The organism is Gulosibacter sp. (assembly GCF_052090685.1).
Lineage (GTDB): Bacteria > Actinomycetota > Actinomycetes > Actinomycetales > Microbacteriaceae > Gulosibacter.
This window is the reverse complement of sequence record NZ_JBQDBE010000033.1, coordinates 1-23,039: the sequence shown is the minus strand read 5'-3', so window position 1 is coordinate 23,039 and position 23,039 is coordinate 1. Positions and strand designations below refer to the sequence as shown.

Genomic DNA, 23,039 nt, shown 5'->3' with positions numbered 1-23,039 from the left:
GATTAAAAGCGGACACGCCCACCATCAACAACACTTACAGGACACGACCTAGCCGGGCATCGCGAATGCCCGCGCCGAGATCTTGTGGCGTGTGGAGTGTTCTTCGGGCCATGATGTGACTGTACTGCCACATTCGCTATATGTCGACGAACGTCCACAATTTCGACAGTGAACAAACGTGCACTTTTAGAAATGTTGACAAGCGTGCACTTTTGGTTGAGGCATAAGTCTCACTCGACTCGCCTCCCGACCTGACAAGCACCGGCAGCACGCGACATTTCCGCAAGCTCAGCTCAGTGAAGATCGCGTGTCGAGTCGAGCCACGCCCCCGCGGTCTTGGTCACCGGTGAGCACCGGGCCGATCTCGTGCGCGTCATTGAAATAGAGAATTGTGCCTTCGCGATCGGCTTCGGTGACAGTCGCGCTCGGAGCCTCGGCGTGTGGTGTGGATGCGAGGAGCGGGCTGAGTGCGAGTGCTCCGGTGGCGAGCAGGGCGGGAATGCGCAAAATGAAGGCCTTTCACGATGTGGTCCTTGCAAGTTAGTGCGCCTGGGTGACCTGGAAGTTACAACTGTGCAAAGTGCCCTTAACCGCACCCCGATCCGCGAAAAATCTGGACAGGAATCGGACCCGGCTAGCAGTCGATCGCGAGCGCAACATCCGCGAGTTCGTAAGCAATCTGCAGTCGCGGATCATCGGCATAGTCCGTCGGGGATACAGTCCACGCGATCGTGACCTGCCGAATCCCATCCGGGCTCGACATCGTCAATGCCCGATAGCCGAGCCCGGAGCCGAGGTGCCCGTAGACATGATTCGGCGCACCGATTTGTACGAGTTCGCCGTATTCCGAATCATGCAGGCTGCCTGAGCCTTCCTCACTCGGTTCGAAGTCGTAGGTGGATGCGGAGTCTTCGTCGAGCAGTCCGCCAGTGTCCTCGGGCTGGTCACCATCGGCGTCATTGGCGTCGGCTGTATCTGTCCCGCCCGAGCCCGCATCGCCCACTTCGCTATCGGCTCCGGCCTCGGGTACCTCATTGCTCGCGTCTGACTCACCACCCGCATCCGTTGGCGCGCTCTCCGTCGCCATCGGCGCCTCTGACTCGGCTGCACCATTTGATGACTCGAGGTACGCGGCCTCGGTATCCGGACACGTGTCGGTGCGCGATTGCACGCCGAGTCCGTAGCCCTGTGGCAAGAGTACGAGCATCTCGCCGAGCAGCTCGGGTGGAATGACCTGACCGGTGAGCAGCGCACGCATGAAGGTATTCACATCCGACACCGTCGAAACGACGCCGCCAGCACCCGACCAGAGCGATGCATCCTGCTCGGTCACGTCGATCGACAACGCGCCCTGTTTCACGTACCCGTGCGCCGCGTTCTCGCCCATGTCGGTACCCGATGGGATACTGGTGCTCGACAGTCCGAGCGGAACCGTGATGCGGTTTTCGAGTTCGGTCGCGAGTTCATTGCCGGTAAGTTCTTCGATCAGCATCGAGATTACGATGTAGTTCGAATTCGAGTATTCGAAGCCGGTGCCTGGTTCGAACTCCCAATCGCGCGTGCGGGAGAGGTCGATCAGTTCCTCATGCGTGATGGGGCTGACCACCTGTGTGGTGATTGAGCTCGGGTCATTGAGCGTGAGCGCCGGAACGTAGTCGGGCATCCCCGAGGAGTGATTGAGCAGTTGCCGAACCGTGACCTCGCGGCCGTCAACAACGCCCGGTAGATAATCTTCGATCGGGTCCCCGAGGTTCACGACACCCTCTTCGACGAGTTGTAAGAGGATGCTCGCGACCATCGGCTTGGTCAGACTTGCGATGCGGACTCGATCGTTCACGGTCGCGGGCAGCTCACTCGTGGTCGAGCGGACACCTTGCACGCCGCTCCATACCTGCTCACCGTCGCGAATTTCGACGAACACCGCGGGCGCCCCGGCTTCAGTCATCTCTGACATGAGTTGCTCAATATCGGCGACCTCGAAATCTGCCGCCTCGGTGGGACGCAGCGGAATCGCGGTGGGTCCGGGTTGGGGACCGGAGGCGCAGCCGGTGAGAGTCACCGCAAGAATCAGGGTGAGCAGCGCCCCCGCGCCCTTGAACTTGGAGGAGAAAAGCCTGTGCATCACTCGGGGAATACTGTCATGCCAGATTGAGTTGTAGGTGAGCGGACCACAACTACTGTCCGCAACTCTTGTCGAAAGGAACCCCCTTGACGATCACCGTTCCGCGCAATGCGACCGCCACCCCGATCGCAGAAGTGCTCGAGAACCGCTGGAGCCCACGCGGCTTCGATGCCACCCACGAGGTCTCCGAGGAGCAGATCAACGCCCTCATGGAGGCCGCGCGTTGGTCACCTTCGGCGTTCAATAAGCAGCCGTGGGGATTCATCGTCGGTCGTCGCGGCAGCGAAAACTTCAGCAAGATTTTCGAGTCACTCGCGGAATTCAATCAGCTGTGGAATGCGAATGTTTCGGCGCTCGTCGTTGCCCTTGCACGCACTGAAATTGACGGCGAACCGGTTGTGAACGCGCACTACGACCTTGGCCAGGCCGTCGCGCACCTATCGATTCAAGCCGAGACGCTCGGGCTCCAGGTTCACCAGATGACCGGCTTCGACGTCAACAAGATCGCCGAACAGTTCGTGCTCCCCGCAGGCTATGCCCCCTACACCGTGATTTCGGTGGGTCAGCACGCCGACAACGAATCGGTGCCCGAAAAAATCCGCGAGCGCGACGCCAGCCCGCGTGTTCGCAATGACCTCGACCAGGTGCTGCTGAGCTTCGAATAGGGCGCTGTCGAGCGCGGATCGTTCGAAAAGCACTGAGCCCCGGGATGCTTTTCCGCATCCCGGGGCTCAGTTACGTTTCGGCGTGATTCGCTATGAAACCTAGATTTCGCTGCGTCGGCGAATCATGAGCAGAACGCCACCGCCGAGGACCGCTGCCACGCCGAGCGCGATGGCCATCAGCGTGCCGGGGTCGGTACCGGTCTGGGCGAGTCCATCTTCGCCCGAACCGTCACCGCTCGCTGCATCGTCACCGGAGGCTGCGTCGTCACCGGACGCTGCGTCGTCACCGTTGGCACCGGCACCGTTCGCTGCACCGTCAGCACCGCTCGCGTCGTCGTCACCATTCGCACCCGCACCGGCACCGCTGGTTTCAGTCGAGGTTGGAACCGAAGTGCCAGGCGTATCGGTCTCGGTTGCCACCGGGTCAGTGGTTTCGGGACCGGTCGTCTCAGGACCAGTAGTTTCAGGACCGGTCGTCTCGGGGCCAGTGGTCTCCGGACCAGTGGTCGTCGGCGTCGGCTTTGGAGTCTCTACCGGTTCCGCGTTCGGGTCAAGCACGTTGCCCTGGGCGTCAAAGTAGACCGTCTGGACACCGCTGGTGAGTTCAACTCGCTCAACCGACTCCACGTCGTAGTTGTCATTGAGCGTCGGAACAACCGAAACCGGAGTCATCGTGAGCTGCATCGCGGGCACCACACCCGAGTCCAACGGAGCACCGGTGTAAGCCTCGAAGAGCATGTCGAGGTGACCGTAGTGCTTGCCACCCGAAACCAGGTGCTTAACACCGTTCTCGTTCGTAACCCACATCTCCGGCTCATCAGCCTGCGCGCTCCAGATCGAGTGCGTGTTGAAGTTGTACGGCACGTACTCGCCGTCCTCGTTCTGGATCTTCTTGTCCGCGCGAAGACCGTCGGAGGCGACCCCGACATCCCAGTGGTAGACACCGACGCCGTCGTTGTCATTGTCGACGTAGCTTGCCTCAAACATCTCGTCGTGGCCGGAGATCACCGCGGCTACGCCGTACTCCTCCATCAGCGGGTCGAGGTGGCGGGTCGGCACACCCGACTGTGAGTCGGGGTGGTTGTTCCCCATCGGAGTACCGTGCACACCGTTCGAGTATGCGGCGTGGTGCCACTGCACGACGATGACCTGACCGTTGTCACGCGCATCCTTGAGCTGGTCTTCGAGCCACTCGTACTGCTCCGAACCGGGCATGAAGTTTGGCTGGTCGGGCTCGGCGCCCTCTTCGATCCAGCCGTTTTCGATCGCGTTCGGGAAGTCGCGGTCGTACTCTTCCTTCGTGAAGGAGTTCTGCGTGTCGGTGCCGTATTGCTCGGGGGTGAGCGTCGAGTCGTCGCCTTCAGACTTCTCCGACTCGGGGACGGAAGACGTCGAGACGGTGTCTGGCTCACCGTTGGTCACATCCACCGAAATGAAGGTGACCGGACCGTTGTCGATGCGGTGGTAGGCATCGAGCGCGTGCGGGTTGTCGGAACCGAAGGTGTCGAAGTACTGGTTGTACTCCATCCGCGAGCGCACGACCGAGGTGCGGTCCTCGGGAGTGCCGTAGCCGTACACTTCGTGGTTACCGAGCGAGGTGAATAGCGGGGTGTCGTCGAGGATGTTCCCGCGGTCACCCGAGAAGTACATGAAGAACTCATCCCAGTGGGTCTGGCTCGAGCCCTGCTCAACCAGGTCGCCGGCAAGGAGCATGAGGTCGGGGTCCTGCTCCGCGATGATCTGGTTGTTATAGTCCTGCGCCATGTCTTCGGTGAGCATGTAGTTCAGGGCATAGGCGCCGTTACGGATGCCGCCGCCGAACTTGTCTGCCCAGGCCGAGTTCTCGTCGGGGCGCGGTTCCGAACCTTCGGCGAGTTCCGTGGTGACTTCCCATTCGCGGAAGGTCGTGCGGCCCTTGGGGTCGGTTTCGGTGTCCGAGAACGCGATCACGTGCATCGGCTCGGTGAGTTCGCTGCCCGCCGCTGCAAAAGTACTGAACGCGGCTTCGTGCTTGTACTCGTCAACGACGACCTCGTAGGTGTACTGGCTGTTCGCCTCGAGACCGGTGATGGTCTGCGTGTACTTGAAGGGGTTGTCGGCGCGGATCCAGGTGCCCTGCGGAGTCGTCAGGCCGGTACCCGCGTGGGTCCAGCCAGCGTTCGTGAGTTCGTAGTTCTGGTAGCCGTTGACCGGGTTCTGCTCACCGGTCACGGTGAAGCTTTGTCCCTCGGCGGGCAGGCCTGGGCCACGAACAATGAGCGTTGCGTCATTGCCCTGTTCCGTGAACCAGTTGATGGTCATCTGGTCGGATGCTGGCTTCTGCAGGTATGGGAGCACGCGGAACCCGGGACGCGGGTCAACCGGAACGGTGACGCCGTCAACAATCGTGGGGGTTTCGTTGACCGACGCCAGGGCGGGTGAGTCGAGTGAATCGAGCTCCGCCGCAAATGCTGGGGATACGCCAACCATGGTCGTCGCCGCCGCTACTGCGAGGGCGATCGAGAGGGTGTGACGACCTTGCGAACGCTTTTTGGGCACTGCGTTTCCTTTCAAGGGAGAATGAACGCAGGCAACTCTAAGCTGACTCACAGAATGACAGGCCGCGGTCCCACAATTGTTTGTGCCGGGTTCACCGGACGTTCAAATTAAATGGGATTCACCACTCGATTAATGCCAAAGCGGCCCGCGCAATCATTGCGCGGGCCGCCAGGTTGGGCCCCTACCCAGATCGATTAGCGCGTCCGGATCGCGAGCGCATCCCCATCCGTCGCAACCGAAACCTCGACCGTGTCACCATCCTTCACTTTCCCAGCCAGCAGCGCCCGCGCGAGCCGGTCATCGATCTCCCGCTGCATGAGGCGACGCAGCGGCCGCGCACCGTAGATCGGGTCGTACCCTCGCTCTGCCAGCCAGGCCCGCGCATCCTCATTGACTTCGATATGGATGCGATGCTCGGCAAGGCGTTCCTCGAGCGTCAGGACATTGAGACCGACGATTTTCGCGAGCTGCTCTTGCGCGAGCGCGTCGAAGATGACGATCTCGTCGAGTCGGTTCACGAACTCCGGTTTGAAGGCGCGGCGTACCGCCCCCATCACCTCGTCTTGCTGCTGCTCCTTCGTGAGCGTTGGGTCCACGAGGAACTGCGAACCGAGGTTCGAGGTGAGGATCAGGATCGTGTTGCGGAAATCGACCGTGCGCCCCTGACCATCCGTCAATCGGCCGTCGTCGAGCACCTGCAGGAGGATGTCGAAGACCTCGGGATGTGCCTTCTCGACCTCGTCGAAGAGGATCACCGAATAGGGGCGGCGGCGGACGGCCTCCGTGAGTTGCCCGCCCTGCTCGTATCCGACGTAGCCCGGAGGCGCTCCGACCAGCCGCGAGACACTGTGCTTCTCACCGTACTCGGACATATCGATGCGGACGATCGCCCGCTCGTCATCGAAGAGCAGCTGTGCGAGGGCTTTGGCGAGCTCGGTCTTGCCGACCCCGGTCGGCCCAAGGAAGAGGAAGGATCCGGTCGGCCGATTCGGGTCGGCGACTCCCGCTCGCGAGCGCCTGATCGCATCCGATACCGTGCCGACCGCGGTCTCCTGTCCGATCACGCGCTGGTGGAGTTCACTCTCAAGTTCGAGCAGCTTCTCGCGCTCGGACTGCATGAGCCGCCCCACAGGAATACCCGTCCAGGCCGCGACAACGCTCGCGATATCGTCCTCGGTCACGTGATCATTCACGAGTCGCGTCTCGCTCGTTTCGGCCGCTTCGGCGTCGGCAAGCTGCTTCTGAAGCTGCGGAATCTCACCGTAGAGCACGCGCGAGGCGAGCTCGAGGTTCCCGTCGCGCTGCGCCCGATCGGCACGCATCCTCGCCTCGTCAAGCTTGGATTTGAGGTCACCAACCTTGTTGAGGCCGCTTCGTTCTTCATCCCATCGCGTCTGCAGCGCGTCGAGTTCGACCTGCAGCGACGCCATATCTTCTTGAAGTTGTGCGAGCCGCTCGCGAGCAGCCTCGTCATGCTCCTTCTTCAGGGCAAGCTCTTCGAGCTTCATCCGATCCAGCTGGCGCTTCAGATTGTCGAGTTCGGTTGGCGAAGAGTCGATCTCCATCCGCAGATGCGAGGCCGCTTCATCCACGAGGTCGATGGCTTTATCGGGCAGCTTTCGCGCCGCGATATAGCGGTTGGAGAGGGATGCGGCGGCCACGAGCGCGGTATCGCTAATTGCGACCTTGTGGTGGGCTTCGTATCGTTCCTTCAGCCCGCGGAGAATTGCGATCGTGTCCTCCACGGATGGCTCATCGACGTACACCTGCTGGAATCGGCGCTCGAGTGCCGAATCGGCCTCGATGAACTCGCGATACTCGTCGAGCGTAGTGGCGCCAATGAGTCGCAGTTCACCACGCGCGAGCATGGGCTTGAGCATATTGGATGCGGAGACGCTCGATTCGCCGCCACCGGCGCCCATGAGCGTGTGGAGTTCGTCGATGAAGGTGATGACCTTGCCCTCAGAGTCGCGGATCTCTTCCAGGACCGCTTTCATGCGCTCTTCGAAGTCACCGCGGTACTTGGCACCGGCGAGGATCGCGGAGATATCGAGGGAAATGAGGTCCTTATCCTTGAGGGATTCGGGCACATCACCTTCGACGATGCGTCGCGCGAGCCCTTCGACCACGGCGGTCTTACCGACGCCGGGTTCACCGATGAGCACCGGATTGTTTTTGGTGCGCCGCGTGAGCACCTGGCTCACCCGACGGATTTCGACATCGCGGCCGATCACCGGGTCGAGTTTGCCGGTGCGTGCGATGTCGGTGAGGTTCACGCCGAAGCGCTCGAGGGCCGACTTGGATTCCTCTTCCGGGGTTGGTGCCCCCTGCATATTTGCCACGCTGGTGTCTCCTTTCGACATCTGCGGATAGATTTCGACTCGGGTTGAGCGTGTTGCTCTAATAAACCTTGAGCCTGATTGACTCAAGTTTACGAAGAATCCCTGGTGACTGGTGAATCTGACGAATGCTCACAGCGAACGCGAAGCTTCTTTTCTCACGCCACAACACCGAAGGCACGAGGAAATCAAGCCGTTAACCTTTTGTTCACCTATAATTAACCTAACGGGCAAAGTGCCCGCGCTCTCACGTTCCCGTTGAGAGCACCGATAAGAAGCAAAAGGAGGCGACAACAATGGGTGAAATTCACGGATACATTTCCCGGATTTCCGACAACTACACCGTCACGCTCAGTGTCGACTCGGATTTTGATCGAAAGACGATCTGGCGGGCAATTAGTCAAGAGGATGCTCTCTCGGCATGGCTTGGCCGTCCATCGCGTTCGATTATGACCGGTGAGTCATTCACCGTCACTTACCCGAACGACACCGACTACAGCATCACCGCGCGTCTGCATGACCGCCGGGTGCCGAGTTCACTGACGCTCAGTTGGAAGTTCAATGACCTGCCTGAAAACCTCGTCCGCATCAGTCTCAGCAAGCGCCCCGAAGGTGGCACTGAGATCCGGCTCGAGGTAACGGGTCTCAAGCGCGAGGACGCAGCGATTGCGGCCGCGACTTGGCACGCCCAGATGGAGTTCCTGCGGAACTACCTCTACGGCACCGAGGTCATCGGACACGCGCTGCGATTCCGTCGTGACGAACTGGTTCCGTCCTACGAGCAGCAAATTCTCGACACCGGCGCACCGCGCCGTACTCGTCGAGAGCTGCTGGCCGAGCTCGAATTCGAGCAGAGCCACATGCCGCCGCAAGAAAACGAGATGCGCCGCGTGCTCCACACGCACGGACACCTGGCGTAGCCGGGAAGCAAGCGAATACCCGACCAGCACCTAACCGGTGGCGGGTCTGCAAAACTCCCTTTGCACACTCGTCACCGGTTTCGCTTGTCAGTGTGCGTTCCCGCCGCCCACGATGTGCGACTGCTGGGTGCCCCAGTAGTAGGTAATCTCGACGTGCTGCACGAGCGCGCGCCTGGCTGCATCCGCATCCCCCGAAACAATGGCCTGCACGAGCGCCCGATGCCCCATATCGTCATGTGAAAGATCTACCCCCGGGTACGAAGTGACGCGGATGAATCGGGTGAGCTGGTCCTGGATCTCACGTTCCGCGGCCGCAAGGCGGCAGCTCTTCGACATTTCGGCGATATGGATGTGCAGGAGCGAGTCGGCAAGGCGACGCTCGGTCGTGCTGTCGATCACGCGGAGGAAATCCTCCTCGAGGCGCCGCAGCTCTTCGCGTTCCGCAGGCGTACCGCGAAGTGCGGCGAGGAAGGATGCTTCACCCGATACTCCGCGGCGCCAGTCGGTGAGGTCCCGAAGCTCCTCGACCGACACTTCCAGACCGAGCGCCTCTTGTTCCATGCGATCGGCGATGCCCATCGCGACACTCGTGCCACCGGTCCGGCCGCGGGTGGTAACGATATATTCCTCATCGCGAAGTCGACCGAGGGCTTGTCGAAGCGTCATCGGCGCGACACCAAAGTGGGCCGCAAGTTGCGACTCGGCAGGGAAACGCTCCCCTTCCCGAAGAACCCCGGTCGCCAACGCCTCGATCAGCACGCCATAGACATCGTCCGCGCCAACCTTTCCCGTTGACCGCGGGAGACGAAACGCGGTGAGATCCATGGTCCTCGACCCTCATTCTTGGACGCGTCCCAATCGGCCGCGGTGTCCGCATTAGCATGCCCGAGCCGCCAACGGCACGCAAATTCCCGCGGCCTCGCAGCGTGCTCGGGTCGGAGCAGTGCCGCCTCGTGGTGTATGCCAACATCGCCCGTTCCGTCACGCGTCGGTCGGTTGCGACTTGGCGCTCACACTCCAAGCTCGCTCGTCAGCACCTCAGCCAACACCAAGGCACCCGCCTCGGCATCGGCATCCTCAACGTGTTCCTCCTGCGCGTGCGAAACACCGGTCGGGTTGCGAACGAAGAGCATCGCGGTCGGGATGTGCGTGGCGAGAATTCCGGCATCGTGGCCGGCGCCCGTGTCAAGCACCGGTGCATCCGGTAACGCGATCTCGAGATGTCGCCGAAGTTCACTGTCGAAGGACACCGTTGGGCTGAGCGATTCCTCGCGAACCGTCACCGTGCATCCCTGTTCCGCCGCGAGCAGTTCGGACCGCGAAGAAATCTCGGTGACGACCTGTGCCGTCACCGCGTCATCAGGATGGCGGACATCGAGCCACATGTCGACACGCGAGGCGATCACGTTGGTCCCGCCCGGCACCGGTTGCAGCCGGCCAACGGTCGCCCGCGCGCCGTCGAAACGCATGGCAATCCCAGGAATCTGGCCGATCAGCGCACCAGCCGCGACGAGCGGATCGTGACGGTCCCGCATCAGCGTGGTGCCGGCGTGGTTCCCCTGCCCCGTGAAACTCAGCCGCCAGCGTCCGTGGCCGAGGATCGACGAACCGATCGCCACTGGCTGCCCGAGATCAATGAGCCCGCGCCCCTGCTCCACGTGCAGCTCGATGAACGCCCCGAGCCGCCCGAGACGCACGGGATCGGGCCCCATGTGCGCCGGATCAAGCCCGACCTTCGCCGAGCATTCCGCGAAGGTCGTACCCTCGTCATCCTTCAGCGCAAGGGCACGTTCAATCGGTATCGCCCCGGTGAGGATGCGCGACCCGAGACACGCAATTCCGAACCGGGAGCCTTCCTCTTCGGGAAATACGGCGATGGCGATGGCTCGCTCGGGTCTGCGCCCCTGCGCACGCAGCACGTCCACGGCCGCCAGCGCCGAGGCGACACCGAGCGGGCCGTCGAATGCGCCGCCGCCCGGGACCGAGTCGAGGTGACTACCGGTGACGATTGCCCCGGTTCGGTCTCCGGAAGGTGCATCCCACCAGGCCCAGATGATGCCGTTGCGGTCGGTTTCGACGTCCAGACCGCGAGCGCTCGCCTCGACGATGAACCAGCTCCGGAGGTCCAGCTCAGCGCCCGAGTAGACCGGTCGAGAGTAGCCGCCGCGGTTATGGTCGCGACCGGTGCCGGAGATTGCCGACATGAGTGATGTGACGGACATTGCCGCTCCTTATACTTTCGCGCCGTCGAACTCGGCGATCGATGCTTTCCCACTTGCAAACGCCGCGACCCTGAACTCCGATGGCACCGTGCCAGCGCCGGTCGCGAGATCAGCCGCAAATTCACCAAGTAGCGGCGCAAACTTGCCTCCGTGCCCCGAACAGGCCGACACGACCACGATGCCCTCGGCCTTGTCGATCAGGAAGTCCTCATTCGGGGCATTCGTGAACAGGCACGTGGTCTCAGCGTAGGGTTCGGGGATCGCGCCGGGAAGGAACTCCTCGGCGTAGCGGATGATCCGCTCGCGCATTTCGGGTCGGATCTGGCCGTCCTGATCAAGCGCCGAGGGCAGTGTGGGTCCGCCGTTGAATTGCGCGAGCTTCTGGCCGTGGAAGCCGGCGTCGCGGCCGCCCGGGAGACCGTAGGTCTCAAACTCGCTGCGTTTGTGAATGAACGAGGGCCAAGCGGGGTAAGAATTTCCGGCAGCATCCGCATCCCTCCAGGGCAGGTGGAAGGCCTGCTCTTGCCGAACTTCGAGGGTCGGGAAAGATTCCAGGAACGCGGAGGGCAGTGCAAGATCCGCGAGGAGGTGCGGCAACCATCCGCCCGCCGCGACAATGACTTTGGCGCCCGTGACGATGGTGCCATCCGTTGAGCGCACCTCGAAGCCCGCGCCGCGGCGCTCGATACCCGAGACCTCCCAGTTCGGGTGCACCACGGCGTTGCCGGTCGCCTCGGCGAGAGCAAGCATCGTCTCCACTGTCGTGATGGCATCGAGCACGCCGGCACCGGGGTGGTAAAGCACGTCGGTGTCGAAGGCGATCTGTGGGAACCGTTCGCGAGCCGCATCCCGGCTCAGCAGCTCGTGATCGATTCCCGCATCCTCAAGCACCCGGGCAATGCGGGCCGGGCTCCGCACTTCACCGAAGTCGACCGCACCGGTCGGGGTGATGAGCTGGCGCCCGGAGGCCGCCTCGAGCGCATCCCACCCCCGCTTGGCTCGCTGCACGAGGCTCGTGTAGAGCGGCGACGGGTATGCGTAGCGGAAGATCCGCGCCGAACCGTGCGAGCTACCCTGGCTGTTCGCCGGTGTGGTTCGCTCAAGCACCGTGACGGCATGCCCGCGTTCGGCGAGCTGCCAAGCGGCTGCCGCCCCGGCAAGCCCGGCGCCGATGACGATAAATTCTGACTTCGACATGCGATGGCTCCTGCAGAATTGGCGTCGTTAGGCAAGGACCGGTTGGTCCCACAGGTTGAGCACCGTGCCGATGTTCTTCTCCTCGGCCATTCGGTAGAGCTCTGTCGCCCACGCGACGTCTTCAACCGGCATCCCGCCGACCGAGTAGAGGATGATTTCCTCATCGTTGCGTCGTGCCGGGAGCGCGCCGGTGGCGATATCCGCGATCTCTTCGATCTTGCTGGCGGGGATTTTGCCCTCCCCCACCAGACCGAACCAGTGCGAGCCCGGGATGCCGAGGATTTGGTACGCGGTCGGGCCGTATTCCTCGAGCCACGATTCGTACAGGCCGTGCGCGTCGATCACGAGACGCGTGTTGTCGCTTGCCAGGAAGTCGTCGTCGAACCGGGCCGCGGCGGGGAGCAGCAACAGCGCGCCCGGTTTGATCGCAGACTTGTCGAAGTGGGGGAAGGCCTCGCTCCCCGCGGCGTCGGTCGAGGTAGTCGCCATCACGATGTCGGCGTCGGCGATGGCTTCTTCGATGGTGTCGGATGCGGTGATGGTCGCGAGCTGTGGAAACTCACGCTTCGCCCAGTCCGCGAACACCTGCGTGCTGGCGGCACTGCGGCCCTTAATGGTGAGGGTATCGATCCCGGGACGCAGAGCGAGTGTCGTCGACAGCACCGAGCGGGCAATCACGCCGGGGCCAACCACCGCAACGGATTTCGCATCCGCCTTCGCGAGGTGCTTGACGCCTACCCCCGGCACCGCGCCGGTGCGGTAGGCACTCAAGAGGTTGGCGCTCATGATCGCCAGCGGTGCGCCCGAGTCGCGGTCGTTCAGCACGAACACGTGGATCGAACGGGGCTGTCCGGCCTTCCGGTTCTCGGTGTTGGACCCGTACCACTTCACACCCGCGGTGCCGAAGCGGCCGCCAAGGTAGGCGGGCATCGCCATGAAGCGGCGGTCCGGACCGTCTTGCGGCATACCCGCGAATTCGGGGGCCTCGGGGAAGGTGATCATCGCGCCGTGCGAGTTCCCGGTCTCGCCGGCCATGCGATAGTCGCCCTGGCGCAGCAGCACGAGCGCTTCTTCCATGACGTCGGTGCAGCGCACGAGGTCGCCGACACCCGCCTCGATCATTTGCGGTTCGTTGAGGTAGCGGAAGTTGATGGTGGTGTTCATGAGGATCCTCTTACGGTTGTGGCTTGTGGGGTGTTTGCTGGTGGTGTCGTGCTGGATGCGCGGCTAAAGCGCCTCGGGACCTGATTCGCCAGTGCGCACGCGCAGGACGCGGCTGACTTCAGAGACCCAGATCTTGCCGTCGCCGATGCTGCCGGTGCTCGCGGCCTCGACCAGCACATCCAGTGCCTGATCGAGCTGCTCGTCGGCGACCACGAGTTCGATTCGAATCTTGGTGCGGAAACGGACGTCGACTGCCTGACCGCGGTAGTACTCGGTTCGGCCGGCCTGCGCGCCTCGTCCCTGGACTTCTCCAGCGGTCAGGCCGGGGAATCCGGCCTCCGCGAGTGCGTTCGCGACGGTTTCCAACTTGGTGGGTTTGATGACTGCGGTGATGAGTTTCACGATGATTTCCTTAGCGCTGTTGCTCGCGGTTCAATAGCTCGCAACGGGGTTGCTGATGCGGGTGTCGGTGCGGGTGGAAGGATGCACGGATGCGGATGCTCGTTTCTGCGCGGACCTGGGACGTGCGTCACAGCGTGCGCTGGTCGTAGGCGCTTTCCGCGTGCACCGAACGGTCCAAACCGAGTTCCTCGTCCTCTTCCGAGACTCGAATCGGACTGATCTTGTTCATGACCCAGGCGATCGCGTAGGTCATGCCGAACGAGTAACCGAGGGTGACGATGATCGCAAGACCCTCGCGCCAGATGAGGTCGAGGTCGCCGCCAAAGAGCACGCCGTTGAAGCCGGCGGGGGCGGAAGCGGTGGCAAATAGCACCGCGAAGAGTGCGCCTGCGATGCCCGCGATGCCGTGGACCGCGAAGACGTCGAAGGTGTCATCAAGCTTGTGGCGGCGCTTCCAGGTGATGGCCCACGCCGCAGCTGCTGCCGCGATGAAGCCGACCGCGAGCGCACCGACCGGGTGCACCGCATCCGCCACCGGGGTAATACCAACCAGCCCCGCGATGACGCCGGTGCCGAGGCCGAGCATGGTCGCGTGACCATCACGGAATCGCTCGACGGTCATGAAGCCGAGCATGCCGCCACTCGCGGCGAGGATCGTGGTGAGCACAACATATTCGGCGAGGAAGTTGGCGCCCGCGGCGGTGCCGCCGTTGAAACCGATCCACCCAATCAGGAGCAAGCCCACGCCGATGAGCATGATCGGCAAATTGTTGGGGCGCATCGTCGTCGATTTGCGACGGCCGAGCACCAGGGCGAGCGCGAGACCTGCTGCGCCAGCGTTCATGTGAATCGCGGTACCGCCTGCGTAGTCGTGCAGTTCGAGGACGTTGCGCATCCAGCCACCGACGATCCCTGATTCGGGGTCGTCGAATGCAAAAACCCAGTGCGCGAGCGGGCTGTAGACGACAATGACCCAGATTGCCGAGAAGACAAGCCACGCGCCGAACTTCATGCGTCCGGCCGCACCCGAGGCCGCGAGCGAGATGCTGATGCCCGCGAAGAGTACGTAGAACGCGGCATTGAGTGCGCCTTCTTCAAGGAACTCGTCGAAGAACGCGTATTCGAACGGGTTGCCGATGATCCCGAGGCCGCCGACGGAGTTACCGAGGACGAGTCCGTGGCCGATCAGCACGTACACGACGCTCGTGACGGCGAGGCCGCTCATGACCATCATCATCGTGTTGAGCACGTTCCGGCTGTCGTGCATTCCGCCATACAGCATGGACAGCCCGGGGAACATCACGAGCACGAGAGCGGTGGCGGCGAGTATCCACGCAGTGTCGGCAGGATTCATATCTGTCTCCTCACATTTGACATTGTCTAATAGAACTAACATCTAGAAGCTAGCAGTATCAAACGCTCGCGTAAATGCTCAAGGGAAACTTTTTGGGCGCGACAAGCAGCAACGAAAAAACGGGCCTACGGAAAAGATTCCGTAGGCCCGTTTTCGTGACCCGTGGTCGTTAGATCAGCTCAAGACTCGCTATTGCCGAGGATGCGCTGCACTGCCTTCACCGGGATCGGTAACCAGGAAGGCCGATGCCGCGCTTCGTAAATGGTTTCGTAGATCGCCTTATCGAGTTCGTAGGCCGCAAGCACGCGTTCGTGATCCACTGGCGAGACTGTGCTCATGGTGTCCGCATCTTCCTTGGCCGACTCGGATGCATATCCCTCGAGGAATGCCGCTCGCGCCGCATCCGCCCAATCGCGCGCAACTTCGTGCTCCGCCTGCAGCGATAGCGAGCCCGCGACGTAGTCGAAGGAGCGCAGCAGCCCCGCGACGTCGCGTGCGGGCACATCGGGGGCGTTGCGCGCATCGAGTGAGCGCAGCGGTTCACCTTCGAAATCGAGCAGCACCCAGCCGCGGTCGGGCACGGCCAGTACTTGCCCGAGGTGGTAGTCGCCATGGATGCGCTGCAGCGTCGGCCATTTCGCGTCACTCGCGAGCGCGTACACGCGTTCGACCCGGGTGGCGTACTCCGAGAGTTCGGGGACTTCCTCCACCGCGATCTCGTAGCGGCGCCACATTTGTTGCGTCGCAAGATCAATGTCGTGCTGGTCCGGCTCCAGCGTCGGCATGACGCGCCGCAGCGTTGCGTGCACCTGCGCGGTCGCCTCCCCGAGGCTGCGGGCAAGCGGAGTGAAGTCCTCGCCGCCTTCCGCGGCGCGCAGCGCAACCCGCCACGCATCCTCGACACCGACGAAGAACTCTTGCGCGAACGCCAGGTGACCGGCCACCTGGCCCTCCGCATTCGCGTGCTCGCTCTGCGCATCCGGCCACACCGCGGAAACCTGCCCGAAGGTCGGCGGCACGTTGAGCGATCCGGTCGCTGCGAGTGCGGTCTGCAGCGTGACATCAGGATTGTCACCGGCGTGCAGCGTGCGGAACAACTTCACGATCAGCGGCACACCGGCCTCGCCCGAGTCATCCTGCAGTTCGCAGATGATCGAAGTATTCGATTGCTCCCCTGAAAGCACTCGTGAGGTGACGAATTTACCCGCTTTCGCGCCCGGCATCGGCTGCCCAAACACGCGCACGCGAGGATTCCCATCCGGCCCCGGTGCACCCGACGCTTCAGCCTCCTCAGCGATGAGTTTCACCAGCGCCCGGGCGAATGCCTGGTCATGCGGCCCATCGACCAGTGCGGCGCGGTCCCCGTGTTCTTTCACCGGGCCGATGAATCCGAGCGCGTCGACCTGCGCATCCACCTCGCGGATCACGAGCGGCACCTGATACAACGGCGCCGGCTGGCGTGCGCTATCGCGGACGAGTGCCACGGTGATGAGCCGTAGGCCAGGATCCTCCGCCGCCGGTTCAAGCTCGTAGCTGCCGAGCAACTCCAATTGCGGTTCGCCAGAGCCACCGACGTACCACCGCTGCTGAGGTAACCAATTACCGAGGAGCGCGAGGACTTCAGACATGGGGATGAGCCTTCCTAGTCGGGATGGGGCGTCGGAATGAGGCAACGGCCACGCTCCAGGCTAATTGTCCACGCCTTGTGGCTACGTGGGCGCACCGCGCAACTCATATATTTCGCGGGAGTTCCCACCCGAGTACCCTTGGGTCATGGCCCTTCCACAGGTGTGCGTCACCTACCTGCTTCGCGAAAGTTCCCGGGGCAGCGAGGTACTGCTTGGGCGCAAGAAATACGGGCTCGGCGAGGGAAAACTCGTTGGGCTCGGTGGCAAGCTGCATCCGGGCGAGCACCCGCGCTACGCCGCGATCCGCGAGATCGAAGAAGAGTCCAGTATTTTTGCGGACCCCACCGCCCTACAGCACACGGGCCTACTCACCTATATCTTCCCGACCAAGCCCGCCTGGTCGCAGGAATCCTGGGTCTACCTGTGCCGGGATTGGATCGGCGAGCCCGTGGAAACCGCAGAGCTCATTCCCGAATGGCATCGAATCGAGGAGACACCGCTACCAAAAATGTGGTCGGATGCGCAGTACTGGCTCCCGCGGGCCCTCGAGGGTCGGTTTGTGCGAGCGAGTTATATCTTCGGCCGCGATTTGAACACCGCGGTTGCTTCGGATGACCCCGTGAGCGGGTTGCCGTCCGTGCCCCCGAAGGGGACGCTGAGCTAGCTTCGTCACCGCCGGGTAGTGGCGGTAACCGTGAACTTGGCAGTCCGGGCGACCTGTCGAGTCGGACCAACAATCCGCTCGAGGTGCTCGCGGTGTTTGAGGTGAGAGTTAAACACCGTGTAGATCACGCCGCCCGACCGCAGCATCCGTGCCGCCCCGCGAAATAGCTCGTTTGCGAGCCCCGGATCGACCTGGCGGCCGTCGTGAAATGGCGGGTTGCAGAGCACCACATCAACGCTCGCCTCCGCAATCCCGTCACCGGCGTTACCGCGCAACACGTCGATACGATCAGCCAGCTGGTTCGCTTCGGCGGTTGCTTCGGCGGATGCGCAGGCCCACCAGGATGCGTCGGTCGCGATCACCTTCGCCTCCGGCAGACTGCGAGCAAGCACACAGGCGAGCAGCCCGGTGCCGCAGCCGAGATCGACAGCGGTGCTGACCGCTTCGCCTCGTCCCAATTCATCCTCACTCGCGAGCGCCTCAATGAGCACGCGTGTGCCGAGGTCGAGCATCGTGCCAGCGAATGCGCCACCGCGCGCCGCGACGTTGAGGTCGAGTTCCTCGAGATACGCGACTACGGGAAAGACCGGATCGGGTGGCAGATCCGTGCGCGGCGAGGTTGCGACCAGCGCACGAGACTTCCGAATCCCCCGACTTCCGCGGACCTCCGTGAAGTGTTTCCCAAGCCGCTCGTTCATGGAGTGCACGAGATGCTTCACTCGCGCACCCAAAATGAGCCGAACATCCGGTGACGCTTCGCGCGCGACCGTCTCGCTCACATCCTCAAGTTCTGCAAGCGACTTCGGCAAGCGGCCAACGACTAACTCCACACCGCTAAACAGCCCCGCATCCGGCGTGACCTGAGCGGCCCCGTCGACAAGCGCATCCCGAACACCGAAGTCGCTGAATAGCCGCACTTCGCGGACGCCCTGCGCCAAAAGCGGCGCGACAAACGCGGCGTCGGCGTCATCAACTACCGCGACCACCGCAGGCAATTCGCCCGTGGCGAGCGCCTCGGTGAGTACGACGTCGACGACCGGGTCGTCATGGAGCGCGACGCGGTCGGGCTCGCTCACGCCACCGTCTCGGGTGAGGCTTGCGGCTCTTCACCGAGGCGGAAGTAGCGGCCGGAAAGGGTGCCCACGGTCAGCTCAACGAACACCTGCTTGACCGTAGGAATAAGTGGGTGCAGGTCGAGTTGGGCGGCTTCATCGACCTCGACGGCCTTGTCGAGGATGCGTGACGTGCAGCGAGCGACCACGCTCCAGGCATCCTCTTCGGTGACTCGGTCGGTTTGAAACAGAATCTCGTCAGCGACGACTGTGCCTGCGAGCTTGGTCCCGGGTGCGGTCCGAAACACGATCCGGTGACCGTCACTCCAATAGTTGATGGGAAATACTTCGGTCACCTCGCCGATACGTTCGATCAACCGCCCAAAGGTCTGTCCGCTCAGCAGACTGCGGGCCCGATTCGCATCCAAAATCTCAACTACCGCGTTCTCAGTCATGTCCCTATCGTTTCATGTCTGGCTTAGGGATATATGCGTCTGACGGTGCTTTCAGGGCCACGTGCCAATATTCATGAGTATGCGGGCTACGAGTTCATTTCAGATCGATGTGTGGGACGCGAATGGGCGTGCCCCCGATGTCGAAACCGGCACGCCGATGGGTGGGTTCTTCATCCGCCGCACCTTCGACGGCGACGAGATTAGCGGCTCCAGCCAGGTCTTAATGGTCAGCGCGTTCAACACCGAGAACGGTTCGGGCACCTACGTTGCGATCGACGCGTTCGAGGGCGAAATCGGCGGGCGTCGCGGCACGCTCAATTTTTGGCACACCTCGACCGTGGATCACGGTCGGTTTGTGTCCGAGGATGCGCTGCTCAAGGTCGTGCCCTCCTCCGGCACCGGCCAGTTGACCGGGGCACAAGGTACCGGACGCATCCTGAACCGAAATGACCAGGAACTGCTCGAATTGAACCTCGAGTTCCGTGGCGAAGAGGATGACGACGCGGCCATGGACGGCGAGGCTGCGATCGGCAAACTTGAACCCGGACGCTAGCGGACTGCGCGGTCACTTTACCAACCGTTAACAGAACGTAATAACATGGCGAGAAGTGCCCAGCGCCATCCTGGCACCGGCGCATGAAAGCTACACCGGCCCTGTGGGCCAGCCCAACGCGGTTATGCCGCAAGTTATGGAGTACTCGTGAAGATTGCAATTCTCGGTGGCGACGGATTCTGTGGTTGGCCAACCGCATTGCACCTGTCAAACGAAGGCCACGACGTAGTAATCGTCGACAACCTCTCACGTCGACGCATTGACGGCGAACTCGGTGCGGAATCCCTGACCCCGATCGCTTCGATCGAAGAACGTATTGCCGCGTGGGAAGAAGTCTCCGGCAAGAAGGTCGGATTCGCAAACATCGACGTTGCGCAGGAGTACGAGGAGCTGCTGCAGTTCATCATTGATGAGAAGCTCGAGGCGATCGTGCACTTCGCCGAGCAGCGTGCGGCACCGTACTCGATGAAGAACTCGAAGAACAAGCGCTACACGATCGACAACAACGTCAACGCGACCGGCAACGTGCTCACCGCAATCGTCGAGTCGGAGCGCGACGTGCACCTCGTCCACCTCGGCACCATGGGTGTCTACGGCTACGGCACCGCGGGCATGAAGATTCCCGAGGGCTACCTCGACATCGAGGTCGCGACCGATGAGGATGAGGACGGCAACCCGCTTTCGGAGCCGACTCGCGTACAGCAGCAGATTCTGTACCCAACCAATCCCGGTTCGGTGTACCACCTCACGAAGGTGCTCGACCAGAACCTCTTCGCGTACTACGCGAAGAACGACGCGCTGCGGATCACCGACCTCCACCAGGGCATCGTGTGGGGTACGAACACCCGCGAGACCGCGATGGATGAGCGGCTCATCAACCGCTTCGACTACGACGGTGACTACGGCACGGTCCTCAACCGCTTCCTGATGCAGGCCGCGGTGGGCTACCCGCTGACCGTGCACGGCACCGGTGGCCAGACGCGTGCGTTCATCCACATCCAGGACACCGTGCGGTGCATCCAGATCGCGATCGAGAACCCGCCTGCTGCTGGCGACCGCGTCAAGATCTTCAACCAGATGACCGAGACGCACCGCGTGCGCGACCTCGCCGCCCTGATCGGCAAGATCGCTGACGCCGAGGTCGAAAACGTACCCAACCCGCGCAACGAGGCTCCCGAAAATGAGCTGCACGTGCGCAATGACACCTTCCTCGAAATGGGTTTGAATCCGACGAAGCTGGCCGAGGGGCTGCTGCTCGAAGTCACGGAGATTGCGCGCAAGTACGCCGATCGTGCAGACCGCTCGAAGATCCCAGCCACCTCGCTGTGGACCGCAAAGCAGGCTGCCGGTGTGCCTTCGTCCGTGGCCGGCTCTGTGTCCTCAGAGCCCGTTTCGGCTCCGGCGAACTAACGCCAATGCGGATCGCGCTCTTCACCGAAGTTTTTCTGCCAAAAATTGATGGCGTGGTGACGCGCGTTCTGCGTACCCTCGAGCAACTCAACGCCCTCGGCCACGAGGTGCTCGTGTTCGCGCCCGGCGACCCGCCCACCAACTTTGCTGGTGCGCGGGTCGTTCGGGTGAACTCGGTGCCGATGAAGCCCTGGTACCCGGAACTCAAGGTCGGGTTACCGACGCCGAATATCGCCAAGGCCGTTGAGGAGTTCGCACCGCACGTGGTGCACCTGGTGAACCCGGTCGCTTTGGCCGCCTACGGCGCACTCTCCGGCGCTCGCCGCGATTTGCCGATGCTCGCGTCCTTTCACACCGATACACCGCAATATGCGGATGCACTGGGGCTGGCACCGATTCGTCGGATCGGTACGGCTTACCTGCGCGAGATCCACAATTTGGCGGAGGTAAATCTCTGCACTTCGCCGCAGATGGTCGAACGCGCGCGTGAGATTGGCATTGACCGCGTGGACCTCTGGCCGAAAGCGATCGACACCGTCAGCTATCACCCCGATAAGAAGTCCCCGGAAATGCGGGACCTCCTTACCGACGGGCATCCCGAAGACAAGCTCATGGTCTACGTGGGCCGGATGTCCAAGGAGAAAAACCTCCGTGCCCTGCTGCCGCAGATTCAGAAGCTGCAGTCCCGCGGGGTGCGCCTGGCGATGGTTGGCTCTGGTCCCGATCGGGAAGAGCTCGAGCGCGAGTTCGCCGGCACCAATACTCTCTTTACTGGCTATATGTCTGGGGATGCCCTTGCTGGGGCCTTCGCCTCCGCCGATGTTTTTGCGTTCCCGTCGACGACCGAGACGCTGGGGCTCGTAGCCCTCGAATCGATGGCCTCGGAAGTGCCGGTTGTCGCGGCGCGTGCTGGTGGCATCCCCTTTGCCGTGACGGATGGGCGAAGCGGGCTCCTCTTTGATCCCGCTTCCGAGCAGGAGTTCACCGCCGGGCTTGAGCAGTTGCTCTTTGACGATGAGCGGCGGGCTGCGATGGGGGCTGAGGCTCGCGTCGAGGCCGAAGAGAGCTCGTGGCGCGCGGCCACCGAAAAGCTCGTTACGTTCTACGAGGAAGCGATCGATCGGCACTGGGCACGTTCCCACACCCTTTCGAGCTATTCCCTCCGGATGCGGATGTTCGGGCGGCCACTCCCCCGGCCGAAAGATCTGCCGCCGCGGCTCATTGATGAGGTGCCGGGGAACGTTTGACGGCGACGAATTCTATGCGCCACCCATCGCCAATCTCGTCCTCCCGGATTCGCGGACGCGAAATCGAGTCACGAGATCGAGTGATGTTTGGTTTTGGTGTTGGCACTGCCGCCATTGCATTCAGCGCCTATCTTTGCATTCTTCTTTATTTAGATCCAAATGTTCGCGAGCTTACAACGGCCGCAATTCGTCAAGTCTGGGGCCCGGACACAATAGTGGCTCTTCTCACTGCATTCACTGCAGTATCAGCTCTCACCATTGCTTCAGTCGTCTCCGCAAATTCAAATAAACTCACAGTCAGCACTTCGATCATTGATAAAATCGCACGAACTGGAGCTATAACGTTAGCTTTCGCTGCTGGCAGCCTCGCACCATTAAGACTATTTGGCATGTTCTCGTCGCGTCAGATAACCGCTGATGCAATTATGGATGTAATTACAACCAGCATACTAGCATTTGGATTCTCCTTCCTCGGAGCGCTCTATCATTTGAACTCTGAACTGCTGGAACGGTCGATGGCTAAACTCTTAAACGATAGAGTCACCGCCCGAAAACAGTTTCATGACTTTCGTCAACTTATCTCTAGGGGCAGAGGTCGGAAAATACCTAAACGCCGCCCAGGTGCGCTCTGGTGCTCCACCGCCATCGCGTCGGCCTATGTTCAATCCATGCTTGCAACGCACGCAGCAAGTTCAGCGGCCCTTCCCGAGGACGAGTCCCTCAATCTCGGTATTTATTCATTTTTGGCTGCAACGCTCATTAGCATTCTTATTTTTGCAACGAATGGACTTCGAGGATTTCGATATCTTCAGCGTCCATCAATAGTTGACCTAATTGCAGGTCACGCAATCGCTATCATTACAACTATTGGCTTGGCGATACTTAGCATTGCATTTTCCCAGGGTATAATTTCAGTGTCGATATTGATGATTCGGATGATTATTGGAAGTACGGTATTTCAATACATTTTATTCCGTGCTATGGACCGGACATTTCCATTCTTTGCCATTCGCCGACTTAGAACTACCCGTTCGATCATTTCTAATATTGATGTAAACCGGCTCTTCACGAACGAGGGTGTAGTCGAGGTCTGAAACCGCCGGCTTC

General features: G+C 61.9%; 20 protein-coding genes. 7 read left to right on the top strand and 13 right to left on the bottom strand.

Annotated features, from left to right (window positions below):
• Positions 1-288: 288 nt before the first annotated feature.
• Positions 289-507 carry a hypothetical protein gene (locus ACTHXA_RS14775; RefSeq protein ID WP_441673638.1) on the bottom strand — a complete coding sequence of 73 codons (219 nt, stop codon included), beginning with the start codon at positions 505-507 and terminating at the stop codon, positions 289-291.
• Positions 508-634: 127 nt separating this feature from the next.
• Positions 635-2,122, bottom strand: a complete 1,488-nt coding sequence (locus ACTHXA_RS14770) for a serine hydrolase (protein WP_441673640.1) — start codon at positions 2,120-2,122, stop codon at positions 635-637.
• Positions 2,123-2,208: 86 nt separating this feature from the next.
• On the opposite strand from ACTHXA_RS14770, the gene ACTHXA_RS14765 reads away from it, so the two are divergent.
• Positions 2,209-2,787 carry a nitroreductase family protein gene (locus ACTHXA_RS14765; protein ID WP_441673637.1) on the top strand — a complete coding sequence of 193 codons (579 nt, stop codon included), beginning with the start codon at positions 2,209-2,211 and terminating at the stop codon, positions 2,785-2,787.
• A 99-nt stretch (positions 2,788-2,886) separates the two neighbouring features.
• On the opposite strand, the gene ACTHXA_RS14760 is transcribed toward ACTHXA_RS14765, so the two are convergent.
• The gene (locus ACTHXA_RS14760) at positions 2,887-5,325 is read right to left on the bottom strand and encodes a metallophosphoesterase family protein (protein WP_441673636.1); all 2,439 of its coding nucleotides are present in this window, start codon (positions 5,323-5,325) and stop codon (positions 2,887-2,889) included.
• A gap of 194 nt (positions 5,326-5,519) precedes the next feature.
• Positions 5,520-7,658, bottom strand: coding sequence for an ATP-dependent Clp protease ATP-binding subunit (locus tag ACTHXA_RS14755; protein WP_441673639.1), 2,139 nt, complete (start codon positions 7,656-7,658; stop codon positions 5,520-5,522).
• Between the two features lie 302 nt (positions 7,659-7,960).
• Between ACTHXA_RS14755 and ACTHXA_RS14750 the strand changes: the two genes are divergently transcribed.
• Entirely contained in the window at positions 7,961-8,584 is a 624-nt protein-coding gene (locus ACTHXA_RS14750; protein WP_441673635.1) for an SRPBCC family protein, read from the top strand.
• 87 nt (positions 8,585-8,671) lie between these two features.
• On the opposite strand, the gene ACTHXA_RS14745 is transcribed toward ACTHXA_RS14750, so the two are convergent.
• From ACTHXA_RS14745 to ACTHXA_RS14715, 7 genes are all read right to left on the bottom strand, one after another.
• Positions 8,672-9,409, bottom strand: coding sequence for a FadR/GntR family transcriptional regulator (locus ACTHXA_RS14745; RefSeq protein WP_441673634.1), 738 nt, complete (start codon positions 9,407-9,409; stop codon positions 8,672-8,674).
• 185 nt (positions 9,410-9,594) lie between these two features.
• A complete protein-coding gene (locus ACTHXA_RS14740; RefSeq protein WP_441673633.1) occupies positions 9,595-10,806 on the bottom strand; it encodes an allantoate amidohydrolase in 1,212 nt (403 codons plus the stop codon).
• 9 nt (positions 10,807-10,815) lie between these two features.
• Positions 10,816-12,003: an FAD-dependent oxidoreductase gene (locus ACTHXA_RS14735; RefSeq protein ID WP_441673632.1), complete on the bottom strand. Its 1,188-nt coding sequence runs from the start codon at positions 12,001-12,003 to the stop codon at positions 10,816-10,818.
• Between the two features lie 27 nt (positions 12,004-12,030).
• A complete protein-coding gene (locus ACTHXA_RS14730; protein ID WP_441673631.1) occupies positions 12,031-13,167 on the bottom strand; it encodes a tyramine oxidase subunit B in 1,137 nt (378 codons plus the stop codon).
• 63 nt (positions 13,168-13,230) lie between these two features.
• Complete coding sequence (locus ACTHXA_RS14725) at positions 13,231-13,569, bottom strand: P-II family nitrogen regulator (RefSeq protein ID WP_441673630.1); 339 nt, start codon at positions 13,567-13,569, stop codon at positions 13,231-13,233.
• 127 nt (positions 13,570-13,696) lie between these two features.
• On the bottom strand, positions 13,697-14,923 hold the full coding sequence (locus ACTHXA_RS14720; RefSeq protein ID WP_441673629.1) for an ammonium transporter: 1,227 nt from the start codon (positions 14,921-14,923) through the stop codon (positions 13,697-13,699).
• Between the two features lie 179 nt (positions 14,924-15,102).
• The gene (locus tag ACTHXA_RS14715) at positions 15,103-16,551 is read right to left on the bottom strand and encodes a maltokinase N-terminal cap-like domain-containing protein (protein WP_441673628.1); all 1,449 of its coding nucleotides are present in this window, start codon (positions 16,549-16,551) and stop codon (positions 15,103-15,105) included.
• A 145-nt stretch (positions 16,552-16,696) separates the two neighbouring features.
• On the opposite strand from ACTHXA_RS14715, the gene ACTHXA_RS14710 reads away from it, so the two are divergent.
• Positions 16,697-17,215, top strand: coding sequence for an 8-oxo-dGTP diphosphatase (locus tag ACTHXA_RS14710; protein WP_441673627.1), 519 nt, complete (start codon positions 16,697-16,699; stop codon positions 17,213-17,215).
• Positions 17,216-17,220: 5 nt separating this feature from the next.
• Here the strand turns inward: ACTHXA_RS14710 and ACTHXA_RS14705 are convergent, their stop codons facing one another.
• Positions 17,221-18,291: a class I SAM-dependent methyltransferase gene (locus ACTHXA_RS14705; RefSeq protein WP_441673626.1), complete on the bottom strand. Its 1,071-nt coding sequence runs from the start codon at positions 18,289-18,291 to the stop codon at positions 17,221-17,223.
• A complete protein-coding gene (locus ACTHXA_RS14700; protein WP_441673625.1) occupies positions 18,288-18,722 on the bottom strand; it encodes a pyridoxamine 5'-phosphate oxidase family protein in 435 nt (144 codons plus the stop codon). Before ACTHXA_RS14700 ends, ACTHXA_RS14705 begins: the two co-directional genes overlap by 4 nt.
• 79 nt (positions 18,723-18,801) lie before the next feature.
• Here ACTHXA_RS14700 and ACTHXA_RS14695 point away from each other — a divergent pair, with 79 nt between their 5' ends.
• The 4 genes from ACTHXA_RS14695 (at position 18,802) to ACTHXA_RS14680 (ending at position 23,026) form a co-directional block, all read left to right on the top strand.
• Positions 18,802-19,275, top strand: coding sequence for a DUF3224 domain-containing protein (locus ACTHXA_RS14695; protein ID WP_441673624.1), 474 nt, complete (start codon positions 18,802-18,804; stop codon positions 19,273-19,275).
• 147 nt (positions 19,276-19,422) lie between these two features.
• A complete protein-coding gene (locus ACTHXA_RS14690) occupies positions 19,423-20,685 on the top strand; it encodes an NAD-dependent epimerase/dehydratase family protein (protein ID WP_441673623.1) in 1,263 nt (420 codons plus the stop codon).
• Positions 20,686-20,738: 53 nt separating this feature from the next.
• A complete protein-coding gene (locus ACTHXA_RS14685; protein WP_441673622.1) occupies positions 20,739-21,932 on the top strand; it encodes a glycosyltransferase family 4 protein in 1,194 nt (397 codons plus the stop codon).
• Positions 21,929-23,026: a hypothetical protein gene (locus ACTHXA_RS14680; RefSeq protein ID WP_441673621.1), complete on the top strand. Its 1,098-nt coding sequence runs from the start codon at positions 21,929-21,931 to the stop codon at positions 23,024-23,026. The genes ACTHXA_RS14685 and ACTHXA_RS14680 overlap by 4 nt, the downstream gene beginning before the upstream one ends.
• Positions 23,027-23,039: the final 13 nt, after the last annotated feature.

Excerpts from the sequence above, each read along its gene's own strand:
- ACTHXA_RS14770 (WP_441673640.1), bottom strand. The coding sequence starts at position 2,122 with ATGCACAGGCTTTTCTCCTCCAAGTTCAAGGGCGCGGGGGCGCTGCTC.
- ACTHXA_RS14755 (WP_441673639.1), bottom strand. The coding sequence starts at position 7,658 with ATGCAGGGGGCACCAACCCCGGAAGAGGAATCCAAGTCGGCCCTCGAG.
- ACTHXA_RS14750 (WP_441673635.1), top strand. The coding sequence starts at position 7,961 with ATGGGTGAAATTCACGGATACATTTCCCGGATTTCCGACAACTACACC.
- ACTHXA_RS14745 (WP_441673634.1), bottom strand. The coding sequence starts at position 9,409 with ATGGATCTCACCGCGTTTCGTCTCCCGCGGTCAACGGGAAAGGTTGGC.
- ACTHXA_RS14740 (WP_441673633.1), bottom strand. The coding sequence starts at position 10,806 with ATGTCCGTCACATCACTCATGTCGGCAATCTCCGGCACCGGTCGCGAC.
- ACTHXA_RS14735 (WP_441673632.1), bottom strand. The coding sequence starts at position 12,003 with ATGTCGAAGTCAGAATTTATCGTCATCGGCGCCGGGCTTGCCGGGGCG.
- ACTHXA_RS14730 (WP_441673631.1), bottom strand. The coding sequence starts at position 13,167 with ATGAACACCACCATCAACTTCCGCTACCTCAACGAACCGCAAATGATC.
- ACTHXA_RS14720 (WP_441673629.1), bottom strand. The coding sequence starts at position 14,923 with ATGAATCCTGCCGACACTGCGTGGATACTCGCCGCCACCGCTCTCGTG.
- ACTHXA_RS14715 (WP_441673628.1), bottom strand. The coding sequence starts at position 16,551 with ATGTCTGAAGTCCTCGCGCTCCTCGGTAATTGGTTACCTCAGCAGCGG.
- ACTHXA_RS14710 (WP_441673627.1), top strand. The coding sequence starts at position 16,697 with ATGGCCCTTCCACAGGTGTGCGTCACCTACCTGCTTCGCGAAAGTTCC.
- ACTHXA_RS14700 (WP_441673625.1), bottom strand. The coding sequence starts at position 18,722 with ATGACTGAGAACGCGGTAGTTGAGATTTTGGATGCGAATCGGGCCCGC.
- ACTHXA_RS14695 (WP_441673624.1), top strand. The coding sequence starts at position 18,802 with ATGCGGGCTACGAGTTCATTTCAGATCGATGTGTGGGACGCGAATGGG.